The sequence below is a fragment of the Phenylobacterium sp. P4_E10 genome (genome assembly GCF_056401675.1).
Genome location: NZ_JBFUIW010000008.1, coordinates 108567 through 122894 on the forward strand (window position 1 = coordinate 108567; position 14328 = coordinate 122894).

Sequence of the window (14328 nt, forward strand, 5' to 3'; positions counted from 1 at the left end):
TGAAAAAGGGCTCCAAATTCAAAGTTCGAGCGTGATCGCCGCCGAAACCGGGTCCACTTTCGGCTATCACGCTCGGGAGAGGCGAACGATCCGAACTGTGTTTGGAAAGTTGACGCCGCCGTCACTTTTCTGCATGGGGCTTATATGAGCCATTCGGACGCGCATGTTGTGATCCTCGGGGCGGGCCACGCAGGTGGGACCGCCGCCGCCCTGCTGCGCCAGTATGGCCATTCGGGGCCGATCACCCTGATCGGCGAAGAGCCGATACCGCCCTATCAGCGGCCGCCGCTTTCCAAGGCCTGGCTGAAGGGCGAGGCCGACGCCGACTCTCTGGCGCTGAAGCCGCTGGAGTTCTATCCCGAGCAGAACATCGACTTCCGCCCGAACCTGAAGGCGGTGAAGCTGGCGCGGTCGGACAAGACCGTAACGCTCTCGGACGGTTCGAACCTCTCCTACGACATCCTGATCATCGCCACCGGCATGCGGCCGATCCGCCTGCCGATCGAAGGCGCGGACCTGGCCGGAGTGCTGACCCTGCGCTCGGCGGCCGACGCCGAGGCGATCAAGGCGGCGCTGGGTCCCGGCAAGCGGCTGGCCATCGTCGGCGGCGGCTACATCGGGCTGGAGGTCGCCGCGTCGGCCCGCGCCCTGGGCGCCGAGGCCGTGGTGCTGGAGCGAGAGGCCCGCATCCTGGCCCGCAGCGCCTGCGAGCCGCTGTCCAAGTTCTTCTACGAGTATCATCTGGCCCGCGGGGTCCAGTTCCTGCTGGGCGCCAGCGTCTCCGGCTTCGTTGGCGAGGGCGGCAAGGTGAGCGGCGTGCGCTTGGCCGACGGCCGGGTGGAACCCTGCGACCTGGTGCTGCTCGGCGTCGGCGCGACGCCCAACGAGGAGATCGCCCGTGACGCCGGCCTGGAATGCGCCCGCGGCATCGTGGTCGACATGGAAGCGCGCACCGCCGATCCGAGCGTCTTCGCCATCGGTGATGTGACCCACCGGCCGATGCCGCACTATGGCCGGATGTTCGGCCCGGAAAGCGTGCCCAGCGCCCTGGAGCAGGCCAAGCAGGCCGCGAGCGCCATCACCGGCCGCGCCCCACCGTCGCCGGAAGTGCCCTGGAACTGGTCGGACCAGTACGATCTGAAACTGCAGATCGCCGGCCTGCCGTTCGACGCCGACCGCGTGCTGCTACGCGGCGATCCGGCCAGCGGCAAGTTCGCGGTGTTCCATCTGAAGGGCGATCAGGTCCAATCGGTCGAAGCGATCAATTCGCCGCCCGAGTTCATGATGGGCAAACAGCTCATCGCCAACCGCAAGCCGGTCGATCCGGACAAGCTTGCCGATCCGTCGGTTTCCATGAAAGAGGTCGCCGCCTAACAGGCGACGAAGGGGAGTAAATGGCCAAGATCACCTATATCGAGCATGACGGCACGGAACACGTCGTGGATGTGAAGAATGGCCTGACGGTCATGGAAGGCGCTGTGAAGAACAACGTCCCAGGCATCGACGCCGACTGCGGCGGCGCCTGCGCCTGCGCCACCTGCCACGTCTATGTGGACGAGGCCTGGAAAGGGAAAACCGGTTCGACCTCGGCCATGGAAGACTCCATGCTGGACTTCGCCGAGAACGTCGAACCGAACAGCCGCCTGTCCTGCCAGATCAAGGTCAGCGACGAGCTCGACGGCCTGGTCGTGCGGATGCCGGAAAGCCAGCACTAACAGGAATCGGCATGCTATAGCCCGGTCCGGTTGCGCGGGGGCGCGCCGGATCGGAGCTGTTGCAAGTGGATGCAGAGTTGAACGCGCCTGATCTCTCGTTCAATCAGGTCGATCCCGTCTACCGGGCCTTTATCGACGACTATCTGCGCCTCCACGACCTGGACCCGGCAAGGTTCTGTAAGCCCTTGCCCGGCCAGGACGAGATGTTCTTCAAGGCCATCCTGCCCAACTACGAGTTCGACGCCTCGATCTCGGCCTTCAAGTTCGTCGAGTCCACGATTCGGCTGGGCGAAGCCTATCGGCAACTGGCGGAGGCACTCGGCGGCTTCGACAAGCTGGGCGACGTGCTCGACTTCGCCTCGGGCTGGGGGCGGCTGACGCGCTACCTGGAGCAGCGGCTGCCGGCGACCCAGATCCATGCGGCGGACATCTACCACCAGGCCATCGACTGGCAGGTTTCCACCTTCGGCATTGCAGGAATCCACTCAGAAAAGGATCCGGCGCGGCTTTCCTACGCCAAGAAGCACGACATCGTGCTGGCCGGATCGATGTTTTCGCACCTACCGGAAGGTTTGTTCCACGCCTGGCTGGGCAAGCTGTTCAGCCTGGTTTCGGAGCGCGGACTGCTGGCTTTCAGCGTCCATGACGAAGCGATCCTGCCGATAGGCGAGACCATGGGGCCGGACGGCATCCATTTCCTGCGCTTCTCCGAGAGCGGCTCGCTGGAGCTCGACATCTACGGCATGTCCTACGTCACCGAGGCCTTCGTCGGCCGGGCGGTCGAGCGACTGGGGCCGGGGCTGTCGTGGCGCAGGTTCCCCAAGGGGCTCTACGAGAACCAGGACCTCTATGTGATCGGCGCGCCCGGGGTCGATCTCTCGGGCCTGAAGCTCGGCTCCAGCCCGATGGGCGGGTTCGAGACCGTGGCGACCCTGTCGACCGGCGAGGTGGAGTTCCGCGGCTGGGCCATCGAGCGCACCCCCGGGGCGGCGATCGAGGCAGTGCGGGTGTTCGTCGACGGGGTCGAGGTCGAGGCCGCGATCCCGGCGGGCGAGCGGCCCGACGTCCAAAAGCATTTCCCGGGCTCGGCCAATGCGCCGACGGGCTGGAGCTTCCGGCTGTCGCCCAAGCAGGCTGCGGCCGGGGCCATGGTGCGCGCGCGGCTGGAAAGCAGCTCGGGACTGACGGGCTACTGCTACGCGCAGATGCCGGCTCCGGCGACGTTCACCTATTCGGGATGGTCGCGGCGGGGGCTGCGGTAGGTCCGCGCCCTCAACGAAAGCGGCGCTCCAGCTTTCACTGAAGCGCCGCGTGGATCCCCGCCTTCGCGGGGAGGAGCGGAATACTTGGCGCCCTAGGCGACGGCGCGCAGGCCTTCGAGCTGGGCGATCAGGGTGACCATGGCGTTGGACGGCAGCACGTCGTCCTGGCCGTAGTCGCCGGTCTCGATGATCGAGGCCAGACGGTCGCGGGCGCGGCTGACGCGGCTCTTGATGGTGCCGATGGCGCAGCCGCAGATCTCTGAGACTTCTTCGTAGGAGAGGCCGCCGGCGCCGATCAGGATCAGGGCTTCGCGCTGATCTTCAGGCAGGCAGGCCAGGGCGCGACGAACCTCGTCGAGCTCGAGCGCGGCCATGGGGTTGGACGCCGCTTCCAGGGTCCGCTCAGCCACTTCCGGGTCGAGCTGGGTCGAGCGCCACGAGCGGCGCTTATCGGAATAGAACTGGTTGCGGAGGATCATGAAGGTCCAGGCCTTCATGTTGGTGCCCAGCTGGTAGCTCTCGCGATTGTGCCAAGCCTTGAGGAGGGCGTCCTGCGCGAGGTCGTCGGCTGCGGTCGCGTCCCTGCAGAGGGAACGGGCGAAAGCCCGCATCTGAGGGATCAAGGCAGTCAGTTCCGCCTTGAAATCGTGGTCCGCTTGAGCCTGATCGGTCATGGGTTGCCTCCGTTTTCAGATGGGAAGCCTATGCGCTCCTCGTGTCCTAAACGCGGCGAAGCTGGATTAGCTGCGCCGTAGGCACGGAAAACCGTGGATATCTGTCGAAGTCCGTCGTCGCTTATCAGCGATAAGCCCTGTGCAGACAGGCGGTTCCGCCGAAAGCGAGCTTGGCTGGATCCTAGAAGCTCAGTTCGGGATGGCCGGCCGCGCCCTGCGCAGCTTCAGGAAGATGGCACGTAAATGTGGCGCCCGCGCCGGGTTCGCTTTCCAGCGCCACCCAGCCGCCGTGCAGCTCCACCAGCGCCTTGACCAGCGCCAGGCCGAGGCCCGGGCCGCCGCGCTCGCGGCCGATGAAGCGGTCGAAGATGTGCGCCTGGACGTGGAAGGGGATGCCGCGGCCGGTGTCGGAGACCTGCAGCTGGATCTCGCCCAGGGCGCGGCGGGCGGCGATGGTCACCACCCCGCCCGGCGGCGACTGGCGCACGGCGTTCTCGGCCAGGTGATCTAGGGTCTGGGCCAGGCGGCGGACGTCGCCGCGCAGCAGGCCGATGTCGCCGGGATGCTCGACCTTGATGGTCACGCCCGCGGCTTGCGCTTCCTTCTCCCAGCGCTCGGCGGTCTGGGCCAGCAGGTGGGCGACGCGGACGTCCTCGAGGTCGAGCGCCATCTCGTCGGCGTCGATCTGGGCCATGTCGAGCACGTCGTCGATCGAGCGCGCCAACTGGGTGGCGGCGGTGCGGACGGCGGCGGCGTGGCCGCGGCCGCGCTCGGAGAGGTTCTCGCCCGAACGCTCCAGCAGTTCGGAATAGCCGATGATCGTGGTGAGCGGCGTACGCAGTTCGTAGGAGACGTTGCCGACGAAGTCGCGCTTCAGGCGCTCGGCCTCGGCCAGGGCGGCGGACCGGTCGGCCAGGGCGCTCTCCAGCTTGCGGGCGTCGGTGACGTCGGCGAAGGCGATCAGGGTCGCGCCGTCCGGCAGCGGCCGGCTCTGATAGACGACGATGCGCGAGTCCGAGGTCTTCACCTCGCCGGAGATCGGGGCGCGGGCCTGCGGGTCTGGATCGGCGACACGGCCCTTCAGCTCGCGCCAGAAGCCCATGTCGTGCAGGCGGGGCACGCAAAGATCGACGACGCCCTCGAAGTCGTGGGCGACGTCGAGCTGGGCGGCGGTGATGTTCCAGAACTGCTCGAACGCCTCGTTGTGCAGCCGCAGACGGCCGTCGGAGCCGAACACGGCCACGGCGTCGTTGAGCTTGTCGAGCGTGGCCTGCTGCACCTGGATCTGGCCGTTGTACTGGGCCTTCAGGCGCAGCTCGCCGGTGATGTCGGAGAACAGCAGCACCACCCCGCCCATCGGGTGCGGCTGGCGGCCGACCTTCAGGGTGCGCCCGTCCGGCAGGCTCCAGAGGTCGTCGGGGCCGGCGGCTGTGTCCTCGTAGCGGTCGAGCTCGGCGGCCTTCCATTTCGCATAGTCGATGGTCTCGGGCAGCCGGCGGCGCTGGCGCAGGCGGTCGAGCACCTCGCCGTGGGTCGGTCGCTCGGCCAGCCAGGCCGGCTCCAGGCTCCAAAGCTCGGCGAAGGCGGTGTTGTGGAAGATCAGCCGCTTGCCCTCGCCGAAGATGGCGACCGCGTCGGCGATGTGATTGAGGGTCTCGTCGTGCGCCTCGACGTGGCGCTTGAGCGCCTCGCGCAGTTCCTCGGTCTCGGTGACGTCGTCGCTCCAGACCCCGACGCCGCCGCCTTCCAGCGGCTGGGCGGTGATCTGGAAGGCGCGGCGGCGGCCGCCCAGCGAGGTCCAGCGCAGGGCCTGGCGACGCGAGCCGAGATTGGCCGCCTCGCTGGCCAGGCTGTCGGCGCCCTTGTCGAAGGAGAGTCCGCTGCTGGCGGCCTCGTCGAGGCTGGCGGCCCCGGCGGCGGCCAGCCAGGCGGAGTTGACCCAGACCGGGCTGCCGTCGGCGGCGGCCACCCAGGCCGGCGTGGCGCGTCCGTTGAGCAGGGCGGCGAAGCGCGGGGCGGTGGGCAGGCCGGCGTCCTCGCCGATCACCGCCGACAGCCGCAGCCAGGCCAGCGCCCCCGCGGCGCGGCCCTCGACGGCGACGACGCCGGCCGGGCCCTGAACTTCGAAGGCGCAGGTCTCGCCGCGCTCGAACAAGGCGCGCAGCCGGCGGGCGTGGTCGGGGTCGGCGCGCATCAGTGCGGCGACCACGCCCTGCGGATCGGCATGTGTGGCGCCCAAGGCCTCGGCGCAGATGGCCAGGCTCTCTTCGCCGGAGGTCAGGCTGGCGTGGCCGTCCTCGACGGCGAGCAGGGCGGAGTCGAAGGCTTCGACCGAAGCCTGGGCCGCCTCGGCTCCGGCTTCCAATTCAGCGATGCGTTGGCGGAGGGTTTCGAGGCGCGTTTCGTTGCGCCGCCGCTGATCCACGAGCCAGAACATCGCGCAGAGCGCGAGAAGCACCGCGCCGGCCGCGGCTCCAAGGATCAGGTCTTGCTCGCTCATCGGTGCTCGTCGCCCCTCCGAGACGGCGAATCATCTCAACGGACCATAGTTTGGTCCGCGCAATTCGGCGATGATCGGAAGGTTATGACCGCCATCCTCTATCCGGTCGCCGCTGATGCCGGCCAGGCCTTCAACGCACCGCCCGCGCGAGCGGCGCGCGAGCGCGAGGCCGTGCAGGCGGTGGGCGAAGCGGTGGCCTTCGTCACCGAGCCCGTGGGGCCGACCTATGCGACCCGCGAGGCGGCGCTGGACGCCCTGGCCGGACGGGTCGAGGACGAGCGGCCGGGCCGCCCGGCCATCGCCGCCGAGGACCGGGTGGTCTTGCTGGTCGAGCAGGCCGCGCCGCGCAACGGGCGCTCGCGGGCCCCGGCCGCCGTGCGCCCGGTGTTCAAGGACGGCCATCGCTGGCCGGCGCCCGCGCCGCCGCCGGCGACGATCTGGCGGGCGATGATCTCCTACTGGAGGATCGGCCCGCCGCCGGTTCGCCACGCCGGTTCGGTGCAGGCGCGGCAGGCGCGCCGCAAAGGCGGCGAGGACATTGACCGCGACTCGCTGCGGGCCCTGACCCGCCAGCCGCTGCAGGCGGTCAAACCGCAGCAGCCGCTGGACATCGGGCTATTCGAGACACGGTTGCCGGAGGCTCCCCATATAGTCGTGCCTGATGAGTGAGCCCTACGCCGGAACCGCCCCGTCCCTGGACGACCTCGCCGCCCTCGCCGAGGCGGCGTTCGCCGCCTTGCCCGAGGGCTTCCAGAAGCTGGCCGGCGATGTGGTGTTCCGCGTCGACGACTTCGCCAGCGAGGAGGTGCTGGACGAGCTGGGCATCGAGGATCCGTTCGACCTGACCGGGCTCTACAGCGGCGTGCATATCGGTCACCGCTCCGTGTTCGACCCTTCGCCCGAGCCCAGCCGCATCTTCCTCTATCGCCGGGCGATCCTCGACGAGTGGGCGGCGCGCGGCGACATTCCGCTGGGCGAACTGATCGGCCACGTGCTGGTGCACGAGATCGGCCACCACTTCGGCCTCAGCGACGACGACATCCACGCCATCGAGGCGGCGGCGGAGTAGGGCTCGATGTCGGAACGATGTCGGCGCAGGCGTCCTTAGGAGGCTGGCAGGCGCAGGGCCTGTCGGCGCCGAAAGGACGCGGACATGAAGAACTTCGTGGCGCTGTACATGGGATCGCCTGCCGCTGGGCCAGGGCCCGGCGATCCTAGCGAGGAGACGATCGCCAAGGGCATGGCGGCCTGGGGCGACTGGATGACCCGCCACGCCGCCGACGTCGTCGACGCCGGCGGGCCGCTCGGCAAGACCAAGAAGACGACGGCCGGCGGGGTCACCGACATCCGCAACGCCGTCACCGGCTACGTGATCGTTCGCGCCGAGTCCCATGACGCAGCCGCGCGGCTGTTCGAGGGCCACCCGCACTTCACGATCTTCCCGGGCGACTCGGTCGAGATCATGGAAGTGCTGCCGATCCCCGGATCGTAGGAGGTCGCCCGGAGGGGTCACTCCTCGCCGCTGGCGTGCTGACCGGCTTGGCGGTGAAGAGCTGCGGCGGCGCGGTTCGGCGGAAAGCCAGCGCCATCACCGCCGCGGCGACGACCCAGGCGGCGCTCCAGGCTCCGACGGCCAGCCCGGTCAGCACGGCGGTGATCAGGGTGCGCCGCAGGCCGAACTGCAGGAGGCCGCAGGCCAGGCCCCAGTCGGCGCGCTGCAGCAGGGCCGGAAGCTGGCGCAGGGCGTGCTTCTCGGTTCCCAGCGGCGCGAAGGCGGCCAGCAGGATGAAGGCGGCGGAGGCGACGACATAGGCCTCGAACCCGGCGACGCCGAGCCGGCGGGCCAGCAGCATCGACAGCCCGTAGCCGACCAGCTGGCCGCCAGCCGCGATCACCACCAGCCGCGTCGCCTGACTCGTCGGTGAAGCTGCGTGCACTGGCCATCGTTGGCCGGGCCGGCGGGGGCTGGCAAGGCGGCTCGGGAAAGTGACGCTAGCGTCATTTTCCTTGACGGATCGGTGTTCGGTTGAGAGGGTTCGTCCAAGAGGAAACTTAGGCGCCGTGCGCGCCTCGCAGGAGGAAGAGCCGATGGCCGCCGACGGCAACATCACCAAGGACATCATCTACGACGCCGTCGCTCCGGACGACTTCGAGTCGATGCTGGAGCTGGACCGCTACAACGCGCGCTCCACCGCCTTCGACAAGATCATCTCGGCCACCCACGACCACTTCTGGGATCCGCTCGACAAGAAGTACATCGACTTCGACGAGCCGTTCGACATGGAAAACGAGATGCTCCTCCCCGAGGACATGATCATCTCGCTGTCGACCGACTATGTGTCGAACCACCTGTCGGACTGGAAGACCCGGGTGCGCTTCGCCAACCAGTCGGCGCTGCGCTCGTTCTCCTCGATCCTGCACGGCGAGCAGGGCGCGCTGAACCTCTCGGCCAGCCTCTGCCACGTGCTGAAGGACCAGGGCGCGCAGGAATACGCCGCCAACCAGACCCGCGAAGAGGCCCGCCACGTCACGGCCTTCGCCAAGTACATCAAGGCCCGCTTGGGCCGGCCGGTGGAATGCGGCCCGACCCTGAAGGCGCTGCTGATCGACATCATCGGCAGCCCCGAGGTCTACAAGAAGATCATCGGCATGCAGATGCTGGTGGAAGGCCTGGCCATGGGCGCCTTCGCCACCTTCTTCAACAACATCCGCGATCCGCTCGGCAAGAAGCTGATGCAGCTGGTGATGACCGACGAGGCCTTCCACCACAAGTTCGGGAAGATCTGGGCCGACCGGACCATTCCGAAGCTGTCGGCGGCCGAGCACGAGATCATCGAGACCTGGGCGGCCCACTGCTTCCAGACCCTGCTGTTCAACCTGGTGGCCCCCACCCAGCAGCGCGACCTCTATGAGGAATTCGGCCTCGATCCGGACCGTGTCATCGCCGAGATGGCGGCGAACATGAACGACGAGACCCGCCGCGAGAACATGAAGGAGCAGACCAACATCTTCCGGGTGCTGGTGAAGACCCTGCTGAACGCCGGGATCATCACCGATCGGACCCGGGCCTTCTACGCCACCTATGTGGACATCGAGGAGTTGAAGGCCGAGGGCGACAAGATGGTCGGCGACGACATCGCCGAGGAGGGCATCAAGTACCTCCAGGAGATCAACTTCAAGGACCGCCTGGCGTCCACGATCTCGATCGCGGCGGAATAACTGCGACCTGCACAGTCGCTCCAAAGGCGGCGCTCCGGCCTAGGCTGGGGCGCCGCTTTTTGTTTGGGCCTGGTCGCGCGGCGCGGCCTGCGTTCATTACAAATTTGACGGGTGCGTCATTTTCCTTTGACCCCACATAACATCGGTGTTGGACTTTTTGTCCGAGGAACTCAGGGAGTTAGCCGATGGGCGCCGACGGCAACATCACCAAGGACATCATCTACGACGCAGTCGCGCCGGACGACTTCGAGTCGATGCTGGACCTCGACCGGTACAACAACCGCTCGACCGCGTTCGACAAGATCATCTCGGCCACCCACGACCACTTCTGGGATCCGCTGGATCCGAAATACATCGACTTCTCCGCGCCTTGGGACATGGAGACCCAGCCGCTGATCGGCGAAGAGCTGAACGCGGCCATGCACACCGAATATGTGAAGGCCAAGCTGAACACGCCCGAGCTGCGGGCCCAGTTCGTCAACAAGTCGCTGCTCTATTCGTTCTCGTCGATCCTGCATGGCGAGCAGGGCGCGCTGAACCTCTCGGCCTCTCTGTGCCATGTGCTGCTGGATCAGGGCGCGCAGGAATACGCCGCCAACCAGACCCGCGAGGAGGCGCGCCACGTCACCGCCTTCGCCAAGTACATCAAGGCGCGCTGGGGCCGACCGATCGAATGCAGCAAGGTGCTGCAGGACCTGCTGGTCGACATCATCGGTAGCCCCGAGGTCTACAAGAAGATCATTGGTATGCAGATGCTGGTCGAGGGCCTGGCCATGGGCGCCTTCGCCACCTTCTACCAGAAGCTCAACGACCCGCTCGGCAAGCAGTTGATGCAGCTGGTGATGACCGACGAGGCCTTCCACCACAAGTTCGGGAAGATCTGGGCCGACCGGACCATCCCCAAACTGAGCCCGGCCGAGCACAACATCGTCGAGGACTGGGCGGCGCACTGCTTCCAGATCCTGCTGTTCAACCTGGTCTCGCCCAGCGAACAGACCGCGCTCTACGAGGAGTTCGGGCTGGATCCGGCCAAGGTGCTGGAGGAGATCCAGCTGGTCGCCACCGACGAGGTTCGCCGCGAGGACATGAAGGAGGCGACCAATATCTTCCGGGTGTTGATCAAGACGCTCCTGAACGCAGGGATCATCACCGACCGCACGCGGGCCTTCTACGGCATGTATGTCGACATGGAGGAGCTGAAGGCGGAAGGCGACCGGATGGTCGGCGACGACATCGCCGAGGAGGGGATCAAGTACCTCCAGAAGATCAACTTCAAGGACCGGATCGCGGCGAACGTGACGCTGGCGGCGGAGTAGAAATGGCTGTCATCCCGGTCTTCGGCCTGCAGCCGAAACCGGGATGACGCCTCACGGCGTCGGCCGATCCAAGCTAGGTTCGAATACTGATGTCGGGGTCAATTTCTTTGACCGGGCCGGCATTCGGCGCAATGCTTCCTGAATATTCGAAAGCGCCCGCTCCAGATGGGCGAATGGATATTCAGGAGGTTCAGATGGGCGCCGACGGCAACATCACCAAGGACGTCATGTACGGCGCGGTCGCGCCTGACGACTTCGAGTCCATGCTGCAGCTTGACCGCTATGGCCAGCGTACGACCGCCTTCGACAAGATCATCTCGGCCACCCACGACCACTTCTGGGATCCGCTCGACAAGAAGTACATCGACTTCGACGAGCCCTTCGACATGGAAAACGAGGCCATGACGCCGGAGGAGCTTAATCCGGTGCTGAAGCTGCCCTATGTGGCGCAGACCCTGAAGGATCCCAAGGAGCGGATCGCCTTCATCAACTACATGCAGCTCTGGAACTTCTCCTCGATCCTGCACGGCGAGCAGGGCGCGCTGAACCTCTCGGCCAGCCTCTGCCATGTGCTCTACGACCAAGGCGCGCAGGAATACGCCGCCAACCAGACCCGCGAGGAAGCCCGCCACGTCACGGCCTTCGCCAAGTACATCAAGGCCCGCTGGGGCCGGCCGGTGGAATGCGGGGCGGCGCTGAAGAGCCTGCTGGTCGAGATTATCGAAGCGCCGGAGGTCTACAAGAAGATCATCGGCATGCAGATGCTGGTCGAGGGCCTGGCCATGGGCGCCTTCGCGAACGGCTACAAGCACAACCGCGACCCGCTGGCCAAGAAGCTGTTCCAGCTGGTGATGACCGACGAGGCCTTCCACCACAAGTTCGGGAAGATCTGGGCCGATCGCACCATCCCGCAGCTGACCGAGTCCGAGCGCAACGTCGTCGAGGACTGGGCCGCGCACTGCGCCCAGAGCCTGCTGTTCAACCAGGGCTCGCCGGTGCAGCAGCAGGCGATCTATTCGCGGTTCGGCCTCGATCCGGAGCGGGTGGTCGCCGACATCGTCGAACGCCGCAAGTCGCGCGATCCGAACCGCAAGATGCGCGGCGAGACCAACATCTTCCGGGTGCTCATCAAGACCCTGCTGAACGCCGGCCTGATCACCGACCGGACCCGCGGGTTCTACGCCCTGTATGTCGATATGGACGAGCTGGCGGCCGAGGGCGACCGGATGGTCGGCGACGACATCGCCGAGGACGGCATCCGCTATCTGCAGACCATCAATTTCAAGGACCGTGCAGCGGCCGCGCTTGCCGCGGAATAGTCCAATTTTCGGTTGATCTTGAGGCGACGCCCGCGGAGAGATTCCGCGGGCGTCGCCATTCTCAACTTCGAGCCCGGGCGGTCTATGCGCGTACTGGCCATCATCATTGCAGCTGTTCTGACGGCCGGCCCCGCCCTGGCCGTGGCGCCGCCGTCGCCCAGCCAGAAGATCGAGCTGACCAAGATGATGGGCCGCTGGTACGAGGTCGCGCGCCTGCCCAACAAGATCCAGGCCGGCTGCCAGGGGGGCACCTCGGACTGGACGCGGTCAGCTGAGGGCTTCTCGGTGGTGCAGGCCTGCCACAAGGGCTCCCTGTCGGCCCCGGCGACCGAGTGGAAGGCCAAGGCCAAGGTCCTCGATCCCGCGACGAACGCCAGGCTGCAGATGACGTTCTTCAACGGCCTGCTGCGCCAGGAGTACTGGGTGCTCGACTATCGCCCCGATCAGGGCTGGCTGATCCTCGGCACGCCGGGCGGCCGTTCGGTCTGGTTGATGTCGCAGCGGCCGACCCTGCCGGCGCCGGTCAAGTCGCAGGCGGTGGCTCGGCTCAGGCAGCTCGGCTACGACGTCGGGCGCCTGGAGTTCCCGCTGCCGGCCACGAACTAGCGGCTTGCGCAGCGAACGAAACAGGAACATGTTTTGGCCATGGACGTCACGATCGTCACGGTCAGCCGGCCGGAAATCACCGCCAATGTCACCCGCGGCGCCGCACGGCTGCTGACCGATCTCGGCTACGCGCCGTTGGCCGAGGTGACCCTTCCCAATGGCCGCCGCGCCGACCTGATGGCCCTGGCTCCCCGGGGCGAGCTGGTGATCATCGAGGTGAAGTCGGGGATCGAGGACTACCGGGTCGATCGCAAGTGGCACGAGTACATGCCCTATTGCGACCGCTTCGCCTTCGCCGTGGCCCCCGAGTTCCCGCGCGAGATTCTGCCGGAGGAGCCGGGCCTGCTGGTTTGCGACGGCTTCGGCGGGGCGGTGCTGCGCGAGGCGCCGGTCAGCACGCTGGCGCCGGCCCGGCGCAAGTCGCTGACCATCGCCTTCGCGCGCATGGCGGCGATGCGGGCCATGGGCGTGATGGCCACGCAGCTGGAAGGCTAAGAACTCAGCGGCGCGCCCACTGGGCGAACCAGTCGGCCAGGGCCTGGGGGCTCATGTGGCGGGCGTCGGCTAGCGAGGCGACGGTGTCCTTGTTCAGCAGCCGGTCAGTGACCGGATCGACGACCAGGATGGCCGGGACGCCTTCCAGCCGCTGGGTGATGCCGTAGTGAGCCGGGATCTGCAGGTTCTTGTCGAAGCGCCCGACATCGACCTCGACCAGCTCGAAGTGCTTGCCGACGAAGGCCTTCATCTCCGGCAACGCCAGGGTCGCGGCGAGGATGCGGCAGTCGCCGCACCAGTTCCCGCCCAGGCCGATCAGCAACACCTTGTGGCCCGCCTTGGCGCGGGCCTTGGCCCGGGCCACGGCGGCGTCGGCGTCGGCCGCCTCGTCATAGGGATAGGGCAGCGGGGTTTGAAGCTGCGCGTATGAGCCGATGCTGACCTTGGGCGCCGGCACGCCGGCCTGGGCGCCGGGCGCCGCCAGAAGCGCGATCAAGGCCGCCGCCGCGAGGATCCGCCGTCTCATGCTCGAAGTCCCACTCAATCAATTGGAATTGAGCTGGGACCTTAGTCTTTGGCGCGCGCTGCGCAACGCTGCTTAGCGCGGGGCGCGTTTGGCGAGGATCCGCTGCAGGGTGCGGCGGTGCATGTTGAGCCGCCGGGCGGTCTCCGAGACGTTGTGGCCGCAGAGCTCGTAAACCCGCTGGATGTGCTCCCAGCGCACGCGGTCGGCGCTCATCGGGTTTTCCGGGGGAGCCGGCGACTCGTCCTTGCGGGCCAGCAGAGCTCGGGCCACGTCGTCGGCGTCGGCCGGCTTGGAAAGATAATCGATGGCCCCGGATTTCACCGCCGCCACCGCGGTGGCGATGTTGCCGTAGCCGGTCAGCATGACGACCTTGGCGTCGGGGCGCGCCTCGCGCACCGCTTCGACGACCTTCAGGCCGGTCCCGTCCTCCAGCCGCATGTCGAGCACGGCATAGGCCGGTGGGCTCGACTTCACCGCCGCCAGGGCCTCGGCGACACTCCCCACCAGGGTGGTCTCGAAACCCCGCTGCTCCAGGGCTCGGCCTAGCCGCGTGCGCAGCGGCGCGTCGTCGTCGAGGACGAGCAGGCTTCTGTCCGGAAGGGCGGCGATATCGGCGGAGAGATCGGTCATGCGCAACCTCCGATAGGGGCGTTCTTCGCGTACGCCTCCTGCGGCATCATGTCGCGGGATGGCGTT

16 protein-coding genes are annotated in these 14328 nt (G+C 67.2%); 11 read left to right on the forward strand and 5 right to left on the reverse strand.

Annotated elements, in window-relative coordinates:
- The first annotated feature begins 144 nt into the window (after window positions 1-144).
- From AC1DQJ_RS11440 to AC1DQJ_RS11450, 3 genes are all read left to right on the forward strand, one after another.
- Window positions 145-1374, forward strand: coding sequence for an NAD(P)/FAD-dependent oxidoreductase (locus AC1DQJ_RS11440; RefSeq protein ID WP_477603309.1), 1230 nt, complete (start codon window positions 145-147; stop codon window positions 1372-1374).
- A 20-nt stretch (window positions 1375-1394) separates the two neighbouring features.
- Complete coding sequence (locus tag AC1DQJ_RS11445) at window positions 1395-1715, forward strand: 2Fe-2S iron-sulfur cluster-binding protein (protein WP_477603311.1); 321 nt, start codon at window positions 1395-1397, stop codon at window positions 1713-1715.
- Window positions 1716-1792: 77 nt separating this feature from the next.
- Window positions 1793-2977, forward strand: a complete 1185-nt coding sequence (locus AC1DQJ_RS11450; RefSeq protein ID WP_477603313.1) for a methyltransferase domain-containing protein — start codon at window positions 1793-1795, stop codon at window positions 2975-2977.
- A gap of 92 nt (window positions 2978-3069) precedes the next feature.
- Here the strand turns inward: AC1DQJ_RS11450 and AC1DQJ_RS11455 are convergent, their stop codons facing one another.
- Together AC1DQJ_RS11455 and divL are read right to left on the reverse strand one after the other, a co-directional pair.
- Entirely contained in the window at window positions 3070-3651 is a 582-nt protein-coding gene (locus tag AC1DQJ_RS11455) for a sigma-70 family RNA polymerase sigma factor (protein ID WP_477603314.1), read from the reverse strand.
- 181 nt (window positions 3652-3832) lie between these two features.
- Entirely contained in the window at window positions 3833-6151 is a 2319-nt protein-coding gene (divL, locus tag AC1DQJ_RS11460; RefSeq protein ID WP_477603316.1) for a cell cycle protein kinase DivL, read from the reverse strand.
- Between the two features lie 84 nt (window positions 6152-6235).
- Here divL and AC1DQJ_RS11465 point away from each other — a divergent pair, with 84 nt between their 5' ends.
- The 3 genes from AC1DQJ_RS11465 to AC1DQJ_RS11475 all read left to right on the forward strand — a co-directional run bounded on the left by AC1DQJ_RS11465 (window position 6236) and on the right by AC1DQJ_RS11475 (window position 7643).
- Window positions 6236-6820, forward strand: a complete 585-nt coding sequence (locus tag AC1DQJ_RS11465) for a hypothetical protein (protein ID WP_477603318.1) — start codon at window positions 6236-6238, stop codon at window positions 6818-6820.
- Complete coding sequence (locus AC1DQJ_RS11470) at window positions 6813-7220, forward strand: metallopeptidase family protein (RefSeq protein ID WP_477603320.1); 408 nt, start codon at window positions 6813-6815, stop codon at window positions 7218-7220. The genes AC1DQJ_RS11465 and AC1DQJ_RS11470 overlap by 8 nt, the downstream gene beginning before the upstream one ends.
- Before the next feature lie 84 nt (window positions 7221-7304).
- Window positions 7305-7643 carry a YciI family protein gene (locus AC1DQJ_RS11475; protein ID WP_477603322.1) on the forward strand — a complete coding sequence of 113 codons (339 nt, stop codon included), beginning with the start codon at window positions 7305-7307 and terminating at the stop codon, window positions 7641-7643.
- Here AC1DQJ_RS11475 and AC1DQJ_RS11480 read toward each other — a convergent pair.
- Complete coding sequence (locus tag AC1DQJ_RS11480; protein WP_477603324.1) at window positions 7612-8088, reverse strand: hypothetical protein; 477 nt, start codon at window positions 8086-8088, stop codon at window positions 7612-7614. The two genes, AC1DQJ_RS11475 and AC1DQJ_RS11480, sit on opposite strands and share 32 nt — an antisense overlap.
- Before the next feature lie 151 nt (window positions 8089-8239).
- On the opposite strand from AC1DQJ_RS11480, the gene AC1DQJ_RS11485 reads away from it, so the two are divergent.
- From AC1DQJ_RS11485 to mmcB, 5 genes are all read left to right on the forward strand, one after another.
- Complete coding sequence (locus AC1DQJ_RS11485; RefSeq protein WP_477603510.1) at window positions 8240-9370, forward strand: ferritin-like domain-containing protein; 1131 nt, start codon at window positions 8240-8242, stop codon at window positions 9368-9370.
- A gap of 185 nt (window positions 9371-9555) precedes the next feature.
- Window positions 9556-10686, forward strand: a complete 1131-nt coding sequence (locus tag AC1DQJ_RS11490) for a ferritin-like domain-containing protein (RefSeq protein ID WP_477603326.1) — start codon at window positions 9556-9558, stop codon at window positions 10684-10686.
- Between the two features lie 194 nt (window positions 10687-10880).
- Window positions 10881-12005: a ferritin-like domain-containing protein gene (locus tag AC1DQJ_RS11495; protein ID WP_477603328.1), complete on the forward strand. Its 1125-nt coding sequence runs from the start codon at window positions 10881-10883 to the stop codon at window positions 12003-12005.
- A gap of 84 nt (window positions 12006-12089) precedes the next feature.
- Window positions 12090-12611, forward strand: coding sequence for a lipocalin family protein (locus AC1DQJ_RS11500; RefSeq protein WP_477603330.1), 522 nt, complete (start codon window positions 12090-12092; stop codon window positions 12609-12611).
- 39 nt (window positions 12612-12650) lie between these two features.
- Entirely contained in the window at window positions 12651-13106 is a 456-nt protein-coding gene (mmcB, locus tag AC1DQJ_RS11505) for a DNA repair putative endonuclease MmcB (protein WP_477603332.1), read from the forward strand.
- Between the two features lie 4 nt (window positions 13107-13110).
- Here the strand turns inward: mmcB and AC1DQJ_RS11510 are convergent, their stop codons facing one another.
- Window positions 13111-13632: a thioredoxin family protein gene (locus tag AC1DQJ_RS11510; RefSeq protein WP_477603334.1), complete on the reverse strand. Its 522-nt coding sequence runs from the start codon at window positions 13630-13632 to the stop codon at window positions 13111-13113.
- A gap of 72 nt (window positions 13633-13704) precedes the next feature.
- Complete coding sequence (locus AC1DQJ_RS11515; protein WP_477603336.1) at window positions 13705-14262, reverse strand: ActR/PrrA/RegA family redox response regulator transcription factor; 558 nt, start codon at window positions 14260-14262, stop codon at window positions 13705-13707.
- Between the last annotated feature and the right edge of the window lie 66 nt (window positions 14263-14328).

What these genes read in the sequence shown, in the direction of transcription:
- AC1DQJ_RS11485 (WP_477603510.1), top strand. Translation starts at nt 8,240, where the DNA reads ATGGCCGCCGACGGCAACATCACCAAGGACATCATCTACGACGCCGTC.
- AC1DQJ_RS11445 (WP_477603311.1), top strand. Translation starts at nt 1,395, where the DNA reads ATGGCCAAGATCACCTATATCGAGCATGACGGCACGGAACACGTCGTG.
- AC1DQJ_RS11490 (WP_477603326.1), top strand. Translation starts at nt 9,556, where the DNA reads ATGGGCGCCGACGGCAACATCACCAAGGACATCATCTACGACGCAGTC.
- AC1DQJ_RS11515 (WP_477603336.1), bottom strand. Translation starts at nt 14,262, where the DNA reads ATGACCGATCTCTCCGCCGATATCGCCGCCCTTCCGGACAGAAGCCTG.
- divL (WP_477603316.1), bottom strand. Translation starts at nt 6,151, where the DNA reads ATGAGCGAGCAAGACCTGATCCTTGGAGCCGCGGCCGGCGCGGTGCTT.
- AC1DQJ_RS11475 (WP_477603322.1), top strand. Translation starts at nt 7,305, where the DNA reads ATGAAGAACTTCGTGGCGCTGTACATGGGATCGCCTGCCGCTGGGCCA.
- AC1DQJ_RS11500 (WP_477603330.1), top strand. Translation starts at nt 12,090, where the DNA reads ATGCGCGTACTGGCCATCATCATTGCAGCTGTTCTGACGGCCGGCCCC.
- AC1DQJ_RS11440 (WP_477603309.1), top strand. Translation starts at nt 145, where the DNA reads ATGAGCCATTCGGACGCGCATGTTGTGATCCTCGGGGCGGGCCACGCA.
- AC1DQJ_RS11510 (WP_477603334.1), bottom strand. Translation starts at nt 13,632, where the DNA reads ATGAGACGGCGGATCCTCGCGGCGGCGGCCTTGATCGCGCTTCTGGCG.
- AC1DQJ_RS11495 (WP_477603328.1), top strand. Translation starts at nt 10,881, where the DNA reads ATGGGCGCCGACGGCAACATCACCAAGGACGTCATGTACGGCGCGGTC.
- AC1DQJ_RS11455 (WP_477603314.1), bottom strand. Translation starts at nt 3,651, where the DNA reads ATGACCGATCAGGCTCAAGCGGACCACGATTTCAAGGCGGAACTGACT.
- AC1DQJ_RS11470 (WP_477603320.1), top strand. Translation starts at nt 6,813, where the DNA reads ATGAGTGAGCCCTACGCCGGAACCGCCCCGTCCCTGGACGACCTCGCC.
- AC1DQJ_RS11465 (WP_477603318.1), top strand. Translation starts at nt 6,236, where the DNA reads ATGACCGCCATCCTCTATCCGGTCGCCGCTGATGCCGGCCAGGCCTTC.
- mmcB (WP_477603332.1), top strand. Translation starts at nt 12,651, where the DNA reads ATGGACGTCACGATCGTCACGGTCAGCCGGCCGGAAATCACCGCCAAT.